18 protein-coding genes are annotated in these 17206 nt (G+C 37.1%); 12 read left to right on the top strand and 6 right to left on the bottom strand.

Going from position 1 to position 17206, the window contains the following annotated elements:
* The first annotated feature begins 296 nt into the window (after nucleotides 1–296).
* Nucleotides 297–1457 (top strand): C40 family peptidase, encoded by a 1161-nt coding sequence (locus tag V7083_RS05005; protein WP_335476014.1) that lies wholly within the window; start codon nucleotides 297–299, stop codon nucleotides 1455–1457.
* Between the two features lie 45 nt (nucleotides 1458–1502).
* Here V7083_RS05005 and V7083_RS05000 read toward each other — a convergent pair whose 3' ends face one another.
* The 3 genes from V7083_RS05000 to V7083_RS04990 form a co-directional block, all read right to left on the bottom strand.
* Nucleotides 1503–2075, bottom strand: coding sequence for a hypothetical protein (locus tag V7083_RS05000; RefSeq protein WP_335476012.1), 573 nt, complete (start codon nucleotides 2073–2075; stop codon nucleotides 1503–1505).
* Between the two features lie 74 nt (nucleotides 2076–2149).
* Entirely contained in the window at nucleotides 2150–2509 is a 360-nt protein-coding gene (locus V7083_RS04995; protein ID WP_435554090.1) for a DUF6114 domain-containing protein, read from the bottom strand.
* Nucleotides 2510–2617: 108 nt separating this feature from the next.
* Entirely contained in the window at nucleotides 2618–3202 is a 585-nt protein-coding gene (locus V7083_RS04990; RefSeq protein WP_335476007.1) for a DUF6230 family protein, read from the bottom strand.
* 275 nt (nucleotides 3203–3477) lie between these two features.
* On the opposite strand from V7083_RS04990, the gene V7083_RS04985 reads away from it, so the two are divergent.
* The 7 genes from V7083_RS04985 to V7083_RS04955 all read left to right on the top strand — a co-directional run bounded on the left by V7083_RS04985 (nucleotide 3478) and on the right by V7083_RS04955 (nucleotide 9401).
* Nucleotides 3478–4665 (top strand): helix-turn-helix domain-containing protein, encoded by a 1188-nt coding sequence (locus V7083_RS04985; protein ID WP_335476005.1) that lies wholly within the window; start codon nucleotides 3478–3480, stop codon nucleotides 4663–4665.
* 159 nt (nucleotides 4666–4824) lie between these two features.
* On the top strand, nucleotides 4825–5070 hold the full coding sequence (locus tag V7083_RS04980) for a hypothetical protein (RefSeq protein WP_335476003.1): 246 nt from the start codon (nucleotides 4825–4827) through the stop codon (nucleotides 5068–5070).
* Between the two features lie 2 nt (nucleotides 5071–5072).
* The gene (locus tag V7083_RS04975; RefSeq protein ID WP_335475999.1) at nucleotides 5073–6173 is read left to right on the top strand and encodes a GerAB/ArcD/ProY family transporter; all 1101 of its coding nucleotides are present in this window, start codon (nucleotides 5073–5075) and stop codon (nucleotides 6171–6173) included.
* A gap of 9 nt (nucleotides 6174–6182) precedes the next feature.
* Nucleotides 6183–7781: a spore germination protein gene (locus tag V7083_RS04970; RefSeq protein WP_335475997.1), complete on the top strand. Its 1599-nt coding sequence runs from the start codon at nucleotides 6183–6185 to the stop codon at nucleotides 7779–7781.
* Between the two features lies 1 nt (nucleotide 7782).
* Nucleotides 7783–8967: a Ger(x)C family spore germination protein gene (locus tag V7083_RS04965; RefSeq protein ID WP_335475996.1), complete on the top strand. Its 1185-nt coding sequence runs from the start codon at nucleotides 7783–7785 to the stop codon at nucleotides 8965–8967.
* Nucleotides 8968–9136: 169 nt separating this feature from the next.
* Nucleotides 9137–9241: a YjcZ family sporulation protein gene (locus V7083_RS04960; RefSeq protein WP_335475994.1), complete on the top strand. Its 105-nt coding sequence runs from the start codon at nucleotides 9137–9139 to the stop codon at nucleotides 9239–9241.
* Nucleotides 9242–9260: 19 nt separating this feature from the next.
* A complete protein-coding gene (locus V7083_RS04955) occupies nucleotides 9261–9401 on the top strand; it encodes a YjcZ family sporulation protein (protein WP_335475992.1) in 141 nt (46 codons plus the stop codon).
* A 51-nt stretch (nucleotides 9402–9452) separates the two neighbouring features.
* Here the strand turns inward: V7083_RS04955 and V7083_RS04950 are convergent, their stop codons facing one another.
* From V7083_RS04950 to V7083_RS04940, 3 genes are all read right to left on the bottom strand, one after another.
* Nucleotides 9453–9842 carry a YkvA family protein gene (locus V7083_RS04950; protein ID WP_335475990.1) on the bottom strand — a complete coding sequence of 130 codons (390 nt, stop codon included), beginning with the start codon at nucleotides 9840–9842 and terminating at the stop codon, nucleotides 9453–9455.
* A 122-nt stretch (nucleotides 9843–9964) separates the two neighbouring features.
* Nucleotides 9965–11698 carry an AAA family ATPase gene (locus V7083_RS04945; protein WP_438823695.1) on the bottom strand — a complete coding sequence of 578 codons (1734 nt, stop codon included), beginning with the start codon at nucleotides 11696–11698 and terminating at the stop codon, nucleotides 9965–9967.
* Nucleotides 11699–11805: 107 nt separating this feature from the next.
* The gene (locus tag V7083_RS04940) at nucleotides 11806–12066 is read right to left on the bottom strand and encodes a hypothetical protein (RefSeq protein ID WP_335475986.1); all 261 of its coding nucleotides are present in this window, start codon (nucleotides 12064–12066) and stop codon (nucleotides 11806–11808) included.
* 270 nt (nucleotides 12067–12336) lie between these two features.
* Here V7083_RS04940 and V7083_RS04935 point away from each other — a divergent pair, with 270 nt between their 5' ends.
* The 4 genes from V7083_RS04935 to V7083_RS04920 all read left to right on the top strand — a co-directional run bounded on the left by V7083_RS04935 (nucleotide 12337) and on the right by V7083_RS04920 (nucleotide 17181).
* Nucleotides 12337–13917, top strand: coding sequence for a peptide chain release factor 3 (locus V7083_RS04935; RefSeq protein WP_335475984.1), 1581 nt, complete (start codon nucleotides 12337–12339; stop codon nucleotides 13915–13917).
* 136 nt (nucleotides 13918–14053) lie between these two features.
* Nucleotides 14054–15151 carry an SDR family oxidoreductase gene (locus V7083_RS04930; RefSeq protein WP_335475982.1) on the top strand — a complete coding sequence of 366 codons (1098 nt, stop codon included), beginning with the start codon at nucleotides 14054–14056 and terminating at the stop codon, nucleotides 15149–15151.
* Nucleotides 15152–15358: 207 nt separating this feature from the next.
* Nucleotides 15359–16105, top strand: coding sequence for an RNA polymerase sigma factor SigI (gene sigI / locus V7083_RS04925; RefSeq protein WP_335475980.1), 747 nt, complete (start codon nucleotides 15359–15361; stop codon nucleotides 16103–16105).
* The gene (locus tag V7083_RS04920) at nucleotides 16102–17181 is read left to right on the top strand and encodes an anti-sigma factor domain-containing protein (RefSeq protein WP_335475978.1); all 1080 of its coding nucleotides are present in this window, start codon (nucleotides 16102–16104) and stop codon (nucleotides 17179–17181) included. The genes sigI and V7083_RS04920 overlap by 4 nt, the downstream gene beginning before the upstream one ends.
* Nucleotides 17182–17206: the final 25 nt, after the last annotated feature.

Genomic DNA, 17206 nt, shown 5'->3' with positions numbered 1-17206 from the left:
AACCCAGTTGAGCAAGAAGAAAACTGTCCTTCACACTGGTATGAAAGACAAAAACCGGTTGACTAAGTAGAAAACTGTCTTTCATCAAGGGTATGAAAGACAAAATACAGTCGAGCAAGTAGAAAACTGTCTTTCATCGGGTAAATAATAGATCTGCATATAAATATGTAACACATAAATGTAACATGGATACTACCAATCTAACAAAAAAAAATGATATACTTTTAATATGATAAATTGGAAAGTTTTGGTTTATTCGTCATTTCATGTTAAACCATAAAGGCAGGGGGTACAGGTTGAAAAAACAATTACTCACTCTTGGCGCGACAACTCTATTGGGAATTGGCACCATTTTGGCAAGTCCAATTGGTAAGGCAGAAGCTGAAAATAGTAAGAACAATCAGGATCAGCAGTCAGATATCAGTAAGGAAATATCTCAAAAAAATGCAGAAATTCTCCAAGTTCAGGATGAAATGATTAGATTAGCTGAACAAATCAAGAGGTTAGAACAAGCAATTATTGATAATAACAATAAAATCATGGAAACAGAAACGAAAGTGAAAGAAACTGAGGCTAGTATTGCCTTGCTACATCAAGAAGTTACTAACATAAATGGAAAAATCGAAAAGCGTAATGAAATTATCAAGAGACGAGCTCAGTCTCTCCAAGCAAGCGGTGGTAAGGAAAGTTATTTTGATGTTCTGCTTGGGTCGGAAAACTTTAGTGATTTTGTAGGAAGACTCGGCGCTGTAGCAACAATGGTTCAAGCAGATCAGGATCTGGTTAAACAGCACGAGGCAGATAGAACAGCGGTGCAACAAAAACAATCTGAAGTTGCATTGAAGCTTTCTGAATTGAAAGTGATAAAAACAGAGCTCGAGGGTATGCAGACGCAAATACTAGAACAAAAGGATGAAATTGATACCCTTAAGATAGAATTGCAAAAAAAGGAACAACAAAAGCTCACAGAAAAAGCTATCCTCCAGCAGCAAGGTGAATATCAAGGGACAGGAAATATAACCAGCATGGCAACTAGTGCATACTTAATTCCTGAGTCCTCCAATAAAGCAATCAATATAGTGATACATGCAGGTGAGAAATACATTGGAAATTCTGTGTATGTGTTTGGCGGTGGCAGAAATGCTTACGATGTCGCTAATGGCAGATTTGATTGTTCCGGATTTGTTGCTTGGGCATTTGAGCAGGCAGGGGTAAAGGTAGGGGCTTATACGGAGATCTTAAAAAATACTGGTACAAGAGTACCTTTTAGTGAAGCCAGGCCAGGGGACATCGTGTTCTTCGATACCTATAAAATAGACGGGCATGTCGGTATATACCTTGGTGGTGGGCTATTCATCGGTTCCCAGAGCAAAACAGGAATAGCGATTGCTGACCTTACAAAAGGATACTATGCAGAGAAATTTAATGGCAGGGTTATGAGGATCATCAATGATTAAATGGCCATCATTTACATAGAGTAAGACTAAGTTTAAGCGATGCTATCATTCAGCATCGCTTTTTTGTATAGAGGATAATAACTGTTCTAAAGAATCTTTCAATTGGATGAGCTCTTGTTCGCTTTTAGGCTGTAATTCAATTTCCCCGCCTGATTGAAAGTCCATATGAAACAGTGGTAAATTTGAATCAACTGCTGACACATCATGAGCTAACAATTTAACCTTTTTTAGGCCGATATTTCCTTTTTCAGGTAAATAGTATTGTTCGAATTGCGCATTTGTTACCTTAAGGGTTAAGTTTTTAAATAGAACAGTGTCCTTTGAAGTAATGTTGGTTGTGATCAGTCCTTTCGGAGATTGTACAAGTTTTTTAATAGTTAGCCCTAAAACGGCAGCTGAATCAAACTTCATTTCGAGCATAGGAACATCCTTTGCATAAGGAGTTTCTCCAGTCGTCATGGCAAGTCCGGTAATACTACCTTCCATTTGTTCAGCGTCAATTATAAACCCAATCAATTGGGGAGTTTCTGCATTACTATCTTTGGTAACCATAAATAAAGTGCTAACAGTTAGAAATAATATAATTAATAGTTTGTAAGTAATATGAATACGTCTCAATGTGACCACCATTTTTCTGTTTACTAGTAAATTACGGAACACAGCTGATGCTAGTTCCAGTGATGCAAATGTTTTTATTTTTCAGATAGGAGTTCTTTTCCGGAAGCAATTTCTTTTTGTACAGTTTGGTCTGGTTCTATTGAATGAGGGGCATATGTCGGTTTCCAGGCAATGGCTATTGAACCGCCAATAATTCCTAAGATCGTGCCGATTAAAAATCCTCCGAGTGCACCAAAAACTGATAATACAGCCGAGAATATAGCAAGTACACCTAACAGGGTTGAAAGCTTTGGCATAAGATAAGCCAGCACACCCAATAACAATGTCAGACCTCCCAAGAAAAAGCCAACAACAAGCATATTCCCAGGGACAGCTGAAACTTCATAGAGTTGTACAGGTACATATAAAATAATAAGTCCAGAAAGGATACACAAGGTCGCCCCCCAAAAAGGGCGCCTTGCTCTCCAATTCTTGAACCTTTCACGTTTTGTAGAAGAAGGGTTCATTTTGATCATCCTTATCAATTAATCTATGATGCTTTTTTATTTAATTTTTTCAAAGTATACTTTCATGCCAGGTAAACTTACCTTTTGTTGGAATAAATATAAAGTCTTAAGGTCTCCGTTTTCAATAGTAATCGTGTCAGCACCTTGAGTGAATTCTTTAGCAACTTTTTCAAATGGATCTTTGATATCAGCAACATAGTTTTCTTTCATTTCCATATTTGAGAATGAAGCGTTACCATTGATTAAAGTGGCTTTTTGAATAAGACCATCAATATTAACTGTACTATCAGAAGATATGACTACTCTAATCCCGAGAGCTTTAATTTCTTTTGAAATTTCTAATCCATCAATTTTTGCATGCTTGATAACGTTTACAGCAACAGGGTTATTTTTCGTTTCCGCCCCATCAGCAAGTCCACCATAAAGTTGGAAGCCGTCACCAACCATCTTGTCAAACTTAACGGTAAATTCACCAAATCCACTAAGTGGTGCTGCCACTGCTACACCGGTAATACCAAAAATACCGAGCAGTGTCCCTAAAAACACAAATCCCCCTAATAATGCAAATAATAATTTCTTTTTGACTGTCTGACCTCCAATGATGATGGATTCTGCTGTCATTCAAATTCCTCCCTTTTTTTTGTCAATGCATCAAATTGAAATGAAATGCATCACTATTCGTCACAATTTTATGATAAATCAGTAAAATCTTTAATCCCTACATTTGTAGGAAGTTAATCCAATATTTCCCTAATTTTCAACACGTTTCATCAAAATCTATTAATTGTATAAAAAGAGGCAGGAATTTTAGCTTATTTAAAAGAAATAAATATATAAAAATACCTATTGAAAAATGTAAGCATTTACACAACTTAGATGTTTTGAGCGGGGAGTGAGTGTTTTTGTCTAAAACATTAAGTGATCATTTGGATAGCCTGTTGAATGATGCGGTTAAATTGTTAAGTAACTATCAAGATGAACTTTTACAAGAATGGGGGAATACACTCGATTCTCTAAAAAATACAAAAAAGAAATCCGTTTCCGTTTATGAATTTATAAGTGAGTTTCTGGTTACATTTTTAATTTCTGTTCGAGGCGGAAAAGCAGATATTTATCACATGTTAAATGAAATACGGGCAGCCTGGCATAGCCATTTTAACCGTGATCCTGAACCCGATTCATTAATATTTCATCTAAATTTAATAGAAAATTCTGCGCACAAAGTTCTAAAAGAGCGAGTAGCATACTCTTCTAAATTGCATCCTTCGATTCATTATCTATTTTCAAAGATTAATGAAGTAATGCTTTTTGACTCAACTAAGGACCGTTATAGTGTTTGGAAGGATTCAGTTATTCTATTTAATGAATGGATCTTGCGCTCTCAAACTTTAGAGGAATCAGTTGAAAATATCTGTTTTGGATTTGGATATTTTCTGCCATTTAAACGATGCGCCTTATTTAAATTTGCCAATAAGGAAAGTGTGGGTATAGGGCTTTACGGGCATCATATGAATACAGAAGACATACAAGCAATTGCTGAAAAAATTACAAATATTCCTATTTTAAATGAGAGTATTGTAAAATTGAAGTCACAGGGGCATGAAATGAAAAATTTTCAGCCTATCTATATTCCCTATGCAGATAGGGAACTTCCAGAGAAATATGTTCAGAAATTCCAACTCTCTTCTTTAATGATTGTTCCCATTTATGTGCCTGAGGAAGGTAAAATTATTGGAGGAGTGGTATTAGATCAAGGACCAGACAAGTTCTTTACAGTGGACACTAGTCTTTTTCCAGCTTTAATGAAATTTGGGCAAAGTTCGGGGGAACTACTTTTAAAATTTATTAAAGCTGATGTGGATAAACCGGTAACTGCTGCCGTAAGTCCGATTTCCTTAACTCCAAGGGAGATTGAAATCATTAAGCTTTTGGCAGATGGAGCTTCCACCCAAGAAGCAGCTTCTAGACTTTATCTAAGTGAATATACAGTTCGGGATTATATCTCCAATATAATGAAACGATTGAATGCTCAAAATAGAACAGAAGTGGCCGTCAAAGCCATTCGTCTTGGTATTATTGATTAAAAAAATATAACGGATATTTATGAATGATGATGCTAACTTGTTTAAAGCATAAAACGCCACTCAAAACGTCAGAAAGTGTTTTGAGTGGCGTTTTTTTTTAGGGGATAAGAACGGATTTGTTTTGGCAAAATAAGGTTTAACTGTATTGGGGTGGAAAAAATGATCACAATGGCTTTCTTGTTAATCAGCATTTTATTATTTTTACTTCTAGCCTTATTTGATGCACACCTTTTTCATTTATCAATTATAGAATCTTTACGGAACATCCTCATTTCAGAAATTTCGGCAGGCCGTTATATTGTCTTTGTTGGAGCCGTTTTTGGGCTGATTGGTGGTTTTATCATAGATATTCGCCTATTTCTTAATAAAAGAAGAAGTAAAGATATGCAAGGGAACAAGGAGTAAATATGCAAAAGGAAAATATATCCCTAAGCCAGCTCCTCACTCTTTTAATTAATTTTCTGCTAGGAAGTGCCGTTGTCGTAGGTGTAGGAACCGAAGCTAAAAATGATGCTTGGATTGCGATTTTTTTGGGAGGATGTCTTGGGTTTGGTGTTCTCTATTTTTATCATTTTTTAATGAGTCGGTTGGATACGGAAAATTTATTTCAATTATTTGAGTATTGCATAGGTAGAAAAGCTACCATCCTACTGTCGTTTCTTTACGTTATCTATTTTCTGTATATTTCCAGTGTGGTAGTCAGGGATTTTGGAGAATTAATAGCTTCCGCCATTATGCCCAATACTCCGATAGAAATCATTTCTTTAACATTCAGCCTATTGATGGCGTATGTTATATATTTAGGAATTGAGGTGTTGGCAAGGACTTCAGAAATATTCACCCCTTATGTGTTACTTTTTTTTATCTTACTGACTATTTTTTTATTTGTCAGCGGTAATGTACATTTTCACCAAATACAGCCGATCCTTGGTGAAGGTTGGAAGCCAGCATTAAAAACTTCATTCAAATTATTAATTTTTTTTCCTTATGGAGAAATGATTGTTTTTACAGTATTTTGGTCTAATGTAACCAATAAGAAGTACAGGTTGCGGGTTGCTTTGATCGGTGTTGCTGTGGCTACTTTTCTACTACTGGTTGCTACTTTACTTATGCTCATGACCATTGGTATGGATACAATGGTACGCTCTAACTTCCCGTTGTTAAGCACTGCCAGAAATGTATCAGTTGGAAATTTCATCGAAAGAATTGATGCTCTTGCCGTCTTTATTATGATGCTGGGTATTTTTGTGAAAGGGAGCTTATTTTTTTATGGGGGTTTAAAAGGGTTGGAATATATCTTTAAATTACCATTTCGCTACTTCGCATTTCCAGTTTCCATGCTAATTGCCCTTTTTTCAGTCATGGTTTCAGTTGATTTTGCTGACCATATCCAGGAAGGTTTAAAAATGGTTCCACTTTTTTTACATTTGCCTTTTCAATTTTGCATTCCGGTATTCATTTTTCTAATGCTTATCTGGAAACAACGAAAGAGTAAGCAAGTGAAATGAGGTGTTTATATGACACTGCCAAAATCAATACGAAGGCTGAAAAAGAAGAAATTAATCGTAAATGATATAAAGGATTGCCTTACGACTGTCACTTCGAGTCAATCTAAACAAAATTTTTCTTCTTTACAAAGTTTAAAAATAGGGATTGAACAGGCATTCGGCAAATCTGCAGACCTTCAGTTCGTCGATTTGGAGATAGGGAATAAAAATGGTCTACTCATTTACCTAGAAACGATGATTGATACAAAACTGCTAATGGAACTTACACCTAATTTTTCATCACCTGATTTTGAAAAAGAGGGAAGGCTTGAAACGGTAAATGATTTACTGGTAGTAGGAAAAGAGATTTTTGGCGGTGCAGGAGTAAAGCTGGTTTCTTCTAAAGATGAGATCCTTTCCTCCCTATTAAATGGGTGTATTGTTATGACATTGGATGGGGTCTCACAAAGCCTGTCAGTGGGAATGGAGAATAGCGAAAAACGAGCAGTTGTCGAACCCAGCACACAAACGGTCGTTAGAGGTCCAAAAGAGGGGTTTATTGAATCGGTCTATACAAATGTCTGTTTAATTCGCCGCAGAATTCGCAATCCTAATTTGCATTTTGAGCAATTCACCTTGGGGAAGGATACCAATACTCTAGTTTATATAGGCTTTATGAAAGGGATTGTCAATGAATCCATTCTTCAGGAAGTTCGAAATCGACTGAATAAGATTAAGGTTAGTGCCATTTTTGAATCGGGAAATATAGAGGAGTTAATTACTGATAAAACTTTCACTTTTTTTCCTTTGGCACTGAATACAGAACGACCCGACACGGTTGCAGGAAACCTAATGGAAGGAAAAATAGTCATTTTAACAGATGGTACTCCATTTGCCCTTATAGTTCCGGCAGTATTTGTTAATTTTTTCGAAATATCGGAGGACTATTACCAGCCCTTCCACATAGGAACCTTCATTAGAATGATCCGGTACATCGCTTTTATGATTGCTTTAATTACCCCATCTATTTACGTGGGAATCCTGACTTTTCACCAAGAATTGCTGCCAACTTCATTGTTGCTGGGCGTTATTTCTCAAAGGGAAGGAGTGCCTTTCCCTGCCGTAGTAGAAGTATTATTGATGGAAATCACCTTTGAAATATTAAGGGAGGCTGGTGTAAGGATGCCTCGGACAGTTGGTCAGATGGTATCCATTGTTGGGGCTCTTGTCATTGGACAAGCTGCTGCAGAAGCTGGAATCATTTCAAACATAATGATTATCATTGTGGCCATTACGGCCATTGCCAACTTCGTATCTCCTACATACAGTTTTGCAGCAGCTTCAAGGCTGATTCGATTTATATTGATTATCATGGCTTCCGTTTTGGGATTATATGGAGTTTTAATTTGTTTGGTCGCTTTGGTCGCGCATTTAAGTTCTTTGCGGTCTTTCGGTATTCCATATCTAGCCCCTGTAGCACCTTTTATTATCGAAGACCAAAAAGATGTCCTATTCAGGTTTCCGCTTTGGAACTTAAGAAAAAGACCCAGTTTTTTACGCACTGAGTCACAAGTGAAAGTCTATTCAGATTCAGATCCGTCTCCGCCTTCTACAAATGGGGGCGACTAGAATGAAACTTCGAATATTGATTGGTTTATTGTTTATGCTAGTTTTTTTAAGTGGCTGCTGGGATAAACGGGAATTATCTGACATTACCGTAGTTATGGGAATCGCCATTGATAAGAGTGATGATGGAAAATTTACTCTGTCAGTGGAAGGTTTAAATGCGCAGGAGTTAAACAGGAAAACAGCCTATGGCTATGCTCCATCAATCGTTTTCACATTAGAAGGAAATACAGCAGCTGAACTTACCCAAAAAATGAATATTGGGATCTCGAGGAATCTGATTTATTCGCATATGAGAACACTGGTTATTAGTGAAGAAGTAGCGAAGGAAGGAATCTCATCTTTTCTCGATTTTATGGAGAGAAATAGGGAAATCAGGGATGATTTCAATATTCTTATTTCACGGGATGTGAAGGCTGTTGATGTTCTTAAAACAACCTATCAGTTTCAAAAATCCTCTTCACTAAAGTTGCATACTCAATTACAATCTATGGTTGAAAATTGGGGCGGAGATCCGGATGTACGATTAAATGATGTGATAATGTCTTGGACTTCACCAGGAAAACAACCGGTCATGGCGGCGTTGACAATTAAAGGGGATCCTGAGAAAGGCGGCAATGTTAATAACATGAATGATGTAACCCCAAAAGCATTAGTTGTCCTGGATTCGTTGGCTATTTTTAAAAAGGATAGGCTTAAAGGCTTTCTTCCTCTCAGTAGTGCCCGTAATTATCTTATTATTGTCGATAAGTTAAAGAAAACAGTAGTGTCTGTACCTTGTGGTAAAAATAAATATTTTGGTATCCGCATTTATAATTCGAAAACTAGAACAAGTGCCAAATTAATCAAGGGAATTCCGGTCATTAATTTAAAGATTAGAACAGAAGCATATTTGGATGGTATGCAATGTGAAGATGATCTGACCAGTCTCGATACCTATGATAAATTTGAAAAAATATCAGAACAACAACTAAAGCAAAATCTTGAGTCAACCATAAATAAGATGCAGAATAAATACAAATTGGACATTTTTGGTTTTGGAGAGGCGTTATATAGGCAGGATTATCAGAATTTCAAAAAAGTAAAAAACAAGTGGGATCAAGTATTTCAACATGCGATTGTACAAGTTGATATTAAAGTACAATTACGAAGATCAGGCATTAGGACAAAAAGTTTAATTTCAAAATGATATAGCAATACTCGTCTGCGGTTGGAGATTCAGTTACCAACCGCTTATTTTTGTTCAAAAGATGGGCTAATCCCTTTTTTGGAAAATTAGGCAATAGGGATAAGTGTCTATTGCACATTTGTATCTAGGTGAATAGGATATATAGAAATTACAAAAGGAGGTAGTAATAATGACTGGTGCTGCAGGTGGCTATGGTGCAGGCTTTGCTCTAATAGTTGTTCTGTTTATTTTGTTAATCATCGTTGGAGCTTCTTGGGTTGGAGGATTTTATTAATAAATAAGGAGGTAAGCATATGTTTGGATATGGTGGATTCGGAGGCTACGGCTTTGGTGGCTGCGGCTATGGCGGCGGTTTTGGCTATGGCGGTGGCTTCACTTTAATCGTTGTATTATTTATTCTTCTGATTATTGTAGGAGCAGCTTGCTACTATTAATTGAACAGCAATAAAAGGCAGAATGAAACCCGCTTGAGATTCAAGCGGGTTTTATAAGTTGTTGGAAATTTTCCATTTTTCATATTTATCCAGTTCAGTGGAGAGTCTCTTTAACGTAAAACCAATGACGGCAGAATCATCAAGAATACCTAATCCAAGAATAAAATCGGGAATAGCATCTATAGGAGATACAAAATAAATAATGGCTCCAATCAAAATGAGCATCGTACTCTTCGAGAAATTTTTATATTCACCCTTAGAATAGGAGCTTACTAATTCTATAAGCAATTGCAGCTTATCCCAGGTTCCTCCTAAAATTCCTTTTTGGGTTTGTCCCTTTATGATCGCTTTCTCGAGTAGGCTTTCCGTTTTTTGCTGATTCCCAAGGAAACTTTTAGCCTGATTCAAGTATTTTTTTTTGTCTTTTTCTAGATTAAACAAATTGACCACTCTCCTTTTTGAGCACTTCTCACTTTAGTTTCTGCAATTAGGAGGAAATCATGAAACAAAAGGTGAAGAAAACCAGATGCCTTCTTGACATCTGGTTTTGATATATGGACATATTAAACGGCTTGATTGCTTGGTGCTTGCCCCCAAACAATTTCTTCTACTTCAATGCCCTCTAAGGTTTCATTTTTTAATAAAGCATCCACTAATTGTTGATACTGTAATTGATGGTTTTGAATTAAGTCCTCTGCTTTTTTGAGACCTATTGTAAATAAATCCTGCATTTTTGCTTCTTTATCCTGTTTATTAAACGTTAACGAAAAACCATCCTCAAGCATTCCAATATCCACCATTTGCTCGATGATTTGTTTAGCTTGTTGGACATCGCCGCTAACACCAATACTATGCTCACCTAGGATCATTCTTTCTGCTACCCCGCCGGCTAATACCATCGCGACACGGTCAAGCAGGTCGCTGGTGGTTGATAAATGCAGTTCTTTAGGTATTGGTGCTACATAGCCTAACGCTTCTCCCCTTGGTATGATCGTGGCTTTTCTTACCGAGCCCGGCTTAGTTAAGGAGGCAATAATGGCATGTCCCGCTTCATGGATGGCAACACGACGTTTTGTCTCTTGATCTTTTAAAGAACGTGAGGTACTGCCTAAAATGGTTCGATCAAGCGCATAGTCAAGGTCTTGTTTTTGAATCATTTCATGCCTGTTTTGGACGGCACGGCGACTTGCTGTTTCAAATAAAGAATGTAACTCTGCACCTGAAAAACCGGAAGTGCTTTCGGCCAACTCATCTAATGAAGTAAGGACCTCTGGCGCTAATGACTTACCTTTAGTGTGAATATCAATGATTTCTTTCCGACCTTTTGTATCAGGAAGTGGAACTTGGAACGTAAAATCGATTCTTCCCGGACGAAGAAACGCTTCATCCAACATGTCTTTTCTATTCGTAGCTGCAATAAATAATATACCATCGTTCTTATTGCCACCATCAAGTTGAACAAGCAATTCAGTTAACGTTTTTTCTCCTTCTTCTCCACCATGTGCTTTCCTTCTTCCTGCTAGGGCATCAACTTCATCAATAAAGATGACCGCAGGAGTTTGTTTTCTGGCCGCTTGAAAGAGGGAACGAACACGACTGGCGCCGACACCTACAAATAATTCATTAAATGCTGAACCACTTGATGAAAAGAAGGAAGCATTTAATTCATTGGCAATCGCTTGAGCAAGCAAGGTTTTTCCTGTTCCTGGTGGTCCGTATAACAAAATACCTTTCGGAGGTTTGATGCCTAGCTTATCAGCACGTTCTGGCTCTTTTAATGTGGATAAAGTTTGTAGAATCTCTTCCTTCATTTCCTCGCCAAGACCGCCAACATCTTTTAGGGTGATGGACGGAAGTGGACGCGGTTTGGCAACACTGTTTTTCATGGAGGTTAACCCAGAACCGCCTTTTGATTTATATAAGGCAAATGCACTTCCAACCATTAATAGAAGGACTCCGCTCATAATCCAGATTCCATAACGGCTGCTGGTAGTATAGGAATAGTCAATATTATATTTTTCTACAAGCTTATCAACCATTTGACTATTAGGGGGGACATGTGAAATATAATGAGCATCTCCTGCTGTAATATCAAGGCTGCCATTGGAATGCTCCGTTAATGAAACGGTTTTGCCTTGCTGTTCTTGAACAATTTTTTCAACAGAAGAGAATGGAATGGAGACTTGTGTTTTTGTTGACTGAACCGTCCAAATAATTCCTGAAATTATGATAATAAACGCTGCAACAAGCGGAATAAATTTTGCTACTTTCTTTTTACTTTGATTCAATATTGTCATCCTCCTCTAACAGAGTACGTAACTATTATAAGGTAATTCCCAGAAAAATGGATATGGGAACTGGTGGAAGAATGGTATAAAAAAAGAAGTGCATCTGCACTTCTGTTTTAGGATAATAGTCGGAGATGGGGAATGATTGGCATTAATACACTTTGTGCAAGAACCCCAATGCTAACACCAACACTGGATGCTTTGCTCCATTTAAAAACATGAACTTTTTCGTCGTTTGTTTCATACAAAAATAATAGCTGATCCCCTTCTTCCGCAATACCAATTTTTTTATATGAAATCTTATTTTGTTCAAGGACTATTTCGAATGCTTTTTGCAAATAATTAAGGGTCTCTTGGTCAATTTTTATAACGTCCATAAATCCTCCTAGGCACTTACTATATGTAATATATCTCAGCTATATTATAGTCTTTATGACTCCCTGATAAAAGAAAATTATCAAACTCCTCCACTTGAAATATTGCAAAGTTTGCCTTTGCAAGATAAGATTGAACTTATGGACAAAATTTTTTCGTTGGCCGATAGGAAAGAATAACTTTCCTATCAGGCATAAGTGCAACTACGCCTCTGTCATCGCCTTTTAGGCTTGCCAGTCGGCGAGTTTTCTAATCAAAGAGAGGAAGACATGATGGGTAATAATTTAAAAGAAGAAGTATTATCACGCCGGACATTTGCGATCATTTCTCACCCGGATGCCGGTAAAACCACATTAACTGAGAAATTGTTATTATTCGGTGGCGCGATTCGTGATGCAGGTACCGTAAAAGCGAAGAAAACAGGGAAATTTGCTACGAGTGACTGGATGGAAATTGAAAAGCAGCGCGGAATCTCGGTTACCTCCAGTGTTATGCAATTTGACTATAATGGATATCGGGTTAACATTTTGGATACCCCTGGCCACCAGGATTTCAGTGAGGATACCTATAGAACTTTGATGGCTGTAGATTCTGCAGTTATGATTATCGATTCTGCAAAGGGGATCGAGGAACAAACCCTAAAATTATTTAAAGTATGCCGGATGCGTGGAATCCCGATCTTTACTTTTATGAATAAATTAGATCGTCAAGGGAAACCGCCTCTTGAACTGCTTGCTGAGTTAGAAGAAGTTCTTGGTATTGAGTCTTACCCGATGAATTGGCCAATTGGGATGGGAAAAGAATTTTTGGGAATCTATGATCGCTTTTACAATCGGGTCGAACAGTTTCGGGTAGATGAAGATAACCGTTTTATTCCGTTAAATGATGATGGAGAAATTGAGGGTGACCATCCACTAAAGTCCTCCGGATTATACGATCAAACCCTTGAAGAGATTATGTTGTTAAATGAGGCAGGCAATGAATTTTCTGCTGAAAGAGTTGCCTCCGGAGCGTTGATACCAGTTTTCTTTGGAAGTGCGCTAACAAACTTTGGAGTTCAGACATTCCTTGAAACCTATTTACAATTTGCACCACCGCCAAAGGCACGTAATTCCTCAATTGGTGAAATTGACCCACTTTCTGATCAATTTTCCGGGTTTGTCTTTAAGATCCAAGCAAATATGAACCCTGCACACCGTGACAGAATTGCCTTTGTTCGGATTTGTTCTGGAAAATTTGAACGGGGAATGACTGTGGCGATTCCTCGTTTGGATAAGCAACTGAAGCTATCCCAGTCAACCTCTTTTATGGCTGAGGAAAGGAACACGGTTGAAGAGGCAGTCAGTGGGGATATCATTGGTCTTTATGATACGGGAACCTATCAAATAGGCGATACCTTGACAGTGGGGAAAAATAATTTCCAATTTGAACGATTACCACAATTTACTCCTGAACTGTATGTCAGAGTTTCAGCTAAGAACGTCATGAAACAAAAATCGTTCTATAAGGGACTACAACAACTAGTTCAAGAAGGAGCTATTCAGCTGTTCAAAACGGTGAAAACAGATGAATATTTATTGGGTGCAGTTGGACAGCTTCAATTCGAAGTATTTGAACACAGAATGAAAAATGAATATAATGCTGAAGTATTAATGGAACGCATAGGGTCTAAATTAGCACGCTGGATTGAAAATAATGAAGTGGATGAAAACCTATCAAGCTCGAGAAGCCTGCTCGTAAAAGACCGTTACGATCAATACGTATTCCTATTTGAAAATGACTTTGCATTAAGATGGTTCCAAGAAAAAAATCCAGAAGTAAAACTGTATAACCCAATGGATCAGCATGAGTAGAAAGAGGCAGATTTAGCTCTGCCTCTTTCTTTTCTCACATAATACAGAAAATTCAGACTAATTGCCTATAGACGAATCATTTTTGAGGAACTTACAATGGAAACAACCATGGAAGCTAAATAAGGGGGAGACAAATTTGGAAAAAGGTTATTTTTTCACAGGTTTTCCAGGATTTATTTGCAACCAATTGATTCGTGAGGTTTGGAAGAAAAATCAATTGCAAGGAGAAGTATTTGTTCTAGTCCTTCCAAATATGTTTGAAAAGGCCAATCAGGTGAAGAATGAAATCATCACAGAACTTGGAGTGAATGAATCCGCTTTCACGATTGTTGAAGGAGATATTACAAAAAAAGGGCTCCTGCAACATGTGAATGAGCAGGAACAGCTATCCAAGCGAGTGACACATGTTTTCCATTTAGCCGCTATTTATGATTTGGCCGTTCCGCGAGATATTGCTTACAAAGTGAACGTAACTGGGACGAACAATGTCAATGAATGGGTGAAGAATCTTCCCAAGGTACAACGGTATACTTACTTTAGCACAGCGTATGTTGTTGGAGTACGAGAGGGTACTCTTTATGAAACAGAACTAATTAGGCCACCGAGATTTAAAAATTATTACGAAGAAACGAAATATGAGGCTGAGGTATTAGTAGAAAAACTGAAAAAGGAAGTCCCGATTACCATCATTCGACCTGGGATTGTGAAGGGGCATTCCCATACTGGAGAAACCATTAAGTTTGATGGGCCTTACTTTATTATGAATTTCTTAGACCGATTGAAATTTCTTCCCATAATTCCTCGAATGGGCAAAGGGGAAGGCTTTGTCAACCTTGTCCCCATTGATTATATAATCCAGGCGACGGCATATCTTTCCTTTTTTGAGCAGGGTGCAGGTAAGACCTATCATTTAACCGATCCAACTCCTTACAGAACTTCAGAACTATATGAAATGATTATGAAAGAGTTACTAAACAAGAAACCGAAGGGAATCATTCCATTAAACTTAGGAAAATGGTTACTTTCGATGAAACCTATGCGGAAATTCCTGGGTGTTGAAAAAGAAGCATTAGATTATTTTACTTGGAAGGGCCGTTTTGATTGCACTCAAGCACAAAATGACTTAAAAGATTCAGGAATTAGCTGTCCTGATTTTAAAGATGGGATTAGGCCTATGGCCAAATTCTATTTACAGCATAAGAATAATCCCAATTATCAGGTTACTATTTTATAATCAATATTCGTTATAGTACTTCCACTAAAATGAGGTGGAAGTTTTTTTGCGGAATAATAAAATAATAACCCCCACAATCAGTTCCGTTGATACGTAATTTTTAAGTGATAGCGAGAACTATCCAATAGTTTCTAACTTTCAAATGCTTATCCCATAAAGACCAAACTAACATCATTATGTTATAATTGGTCGAATAGAGGTGAGCAAATGCTAGGTTTATTGTTTATGGCGAAGAAGACCAAGAGATCATTAGAAGAAACTGTAGCGTTAATCCAGCAGGGTGACCGGTCACTGCTGAACGAACTGATTGAACAATATAAACCGTTCATTGCTAGAACAGTATCTTCTGTTTGTCGAAGGTATATTTATGAAACCGATGATGAATTTAGCATTGGTCTTATCGCTTTTAATGAGGCAATTGAGAAGTATTCAACTGAACGTGGTAGTTCCTTATTAAGTTTTGCTGAAGTGATTATAAAACGCAGAGTAATAGACTATATACGCAAGCAAACTAAAAATCAGCATCTAAGTATTGATATCACAGATTCCCAATATGATGAAGAATCCGCTGGTCTTGCCGTAGTAAATGATTTGTCTCTTGAAGATTACCATAAAAAAAATGACGAACAGTTAATGAAAGAGGAAATCATCCAGTTTCAACAATTACTGGCTAAGTTTGATTTAAGCTTTAGCGATTTGGTTGAAAACTCTCCAAAACATGCTGATGCAAGAAAAAATGCCATCATGACGGCGAAAATGCTAATTGAAAATCAAGATTTAAGGGATGTTCTTTTGGAAAAAAAGCGCCTTCCAATTAAAGAATTAGAGAAATTGGTCCATGTCAGTCGAAAAACGATTGAGCGAAATCGTAAGTATATTATTGCGATTGCCCTTATTTTATCTAGTGATTATATGTATTTAAAGGAGTATTTAAAAGGGGTGTTAGAAGAATGAAAAAAGGCATTGTGATGGAAATAGATGAAGCATTTCTGACATTGTTAACCCCTGATGGAGAGTTTTTGCGAACAAAAAAACTCGAACAGCCCTATTCAATTGGTGAAGAAATATACTTTTTCCCCCTTGAGCAAACTGCTGATGCTAAGGCGCTAAAAGTGAACCGATTTTTTAAGGCAAAACCTATTTGGTTATCGGCTGCTGCTTTATTGGTTTTTCTAAGCACGTTTATTCCATTTTATCAAAATAACAAAGCCTATGCCTATATGTCCATTGATGTGAATCCTAGTATTGAACTTGGATTAAATAAAAAGATGCAAGTAGTGGAATTAACTGGCTTTAATAAGGAAGGGAAGCAAGTTATTTCTCATTTGAAGGACTGGAAAAAAGTGGGTGTTTCTTCCTTGACGGAAAAAATCCTGAAAGAAATCAAAAAAGAGGGTTATTTGAAAAAAAATAATCACATTATTATTTCAACAGTCAGAATGGAACATCCAGAAACAGAAGTAGAGAAAAGACTTCAAGATAATATCAAAGAAATTAAGACAGCTGTCAGTGATGAAGAAGTTAATTTGACCTATGTTTCCGGTACGGAAAAAGAATTGGAAAAAGCCCACAAACTTGGCATCACTGCAGGAAAATTACAAGTAAAAGATTCAGAGAAAACCAAGGACAAAGAGAATTCGAATATAAATAAGAGAAATGAGAATACAAATATAAAGAATAAGAACTCTGTTCCTAGTTCTACGAACCAAACAGATTCACCTGGAGAAAAGAACAAGAAGCAATCAGGACAAATTAAGGTGCCAGGCACAACAAATCAGTCTGAAAAAACAATCAATAAGGTTCCAGCTGATCAAATGAAAAAAGAAAAACCTTCGGCTCCACAAGATAAAACAAATGGCTTGGCAAAAAGCAATAAGGTATATCACCAGGACGAAAAGGATAAACTAGCCCTTCCACCTAGTCAATCTAAAAAAATGGATGAAGAAAAAGTAAAACATCATCCAGGGAAGAAGATAGAGCCGTCTAAACAACCTTCAAAACACGAGCATACATTTAAAAAAGAAAAATAAGTCCGGCAACTGCCGGACTTTTTCC

Origin of the sequence: Bacillus sp. JJ1764 (assembly GCF_036962145.1) — a bacterium.
Taxonomy (GTDB): Bacteria; Bacillota; Bacilli; order Bacillales; family Cytobacillaceae; genus Neobacillus.
This window is presented reverse-complemented; position numbering and strand designations above follow the sequence as displayed.

Coding starts and splice junctions, on each gene's coding strand:
- V7083_RS04990 (WP_335476007.1), bottom strand. CDS start 3,202: ATGACAGCAGAATCCATCATCATTGGAGGTCAGACAGTCAAAAAGAAA.
- V7083_RS04980 (WP_335476003.1), top strand. CDS start 4,825: ATGATCACAATGGCTTTCTTGTTAATCAGCATTTTATTATTTTTACTT.
- V7083_RS04975 (WP_335475999.1), top strand. CDS start 5,073: ATGCAAAAGGAAAATATATCCCTAAGCCAGCTCCTCACTCTTTTAATT.
- V7083_RS04970 (WP_335475997.1), top strand. CDS start 6,183: ATGACACTGCCAAAATCAATACGAAGGCTGAAAAAGAAGAAATTAATC.
- V7083_RS04965 (WP_335475996.1), top strand. CDS start 7,783: ATGAAACTTCGAATATTGATTGGTTTATTGTTTATGCTAGTTTTTTTA.
- V7083_RS04960 (WP_335475994.1), top strand. CDS start 9,137: ATGACTGGTGCTGCAGGTGGCTATGGTGCAGGCTTTGCTCTAATAGTT.
- V7083_RS04955 (WP_335475992.1), top strand. CDS start 9,261: ATGTTTGGATATGGTGGATTCGGAGGCTACGGCTTTGGTGGCTGCGGC.
- V7083_RS04945 (WP_438823695.1), bottom strand. CDS start 11,698: ATGACAATATTGAATCAAAGTAAAAAGAAAGTAGCAAAATTTATTCCG.
- V7083_RS04940 (WP_335475986.1), bottom strand. CDS start 12,066: ATGGACGTTATAAAAATTGACCAAGAGACCCTTAATTATTTGCAAAAA.
- V7083_RS04935 (WP_335475984.1), top strand. CDS start 12,337: ATGGGTAATAATTTAAAAGAAGAAGTATTATCACGCCGGACATTTGCG.
- sigI (WP_335475980.1), top strand. CDS start 15,359: ATGCTAGGTTTATTGTTTATGGCGAAGAAGACCAAGAGATCATTAGAA.
- V7083_RS04920 (WP_335475978.1), top strand. CDS start 16,102: ATGAAAAAAGGCATTGTGATGGAAATAGATGAAGCATTTCTGACATTG.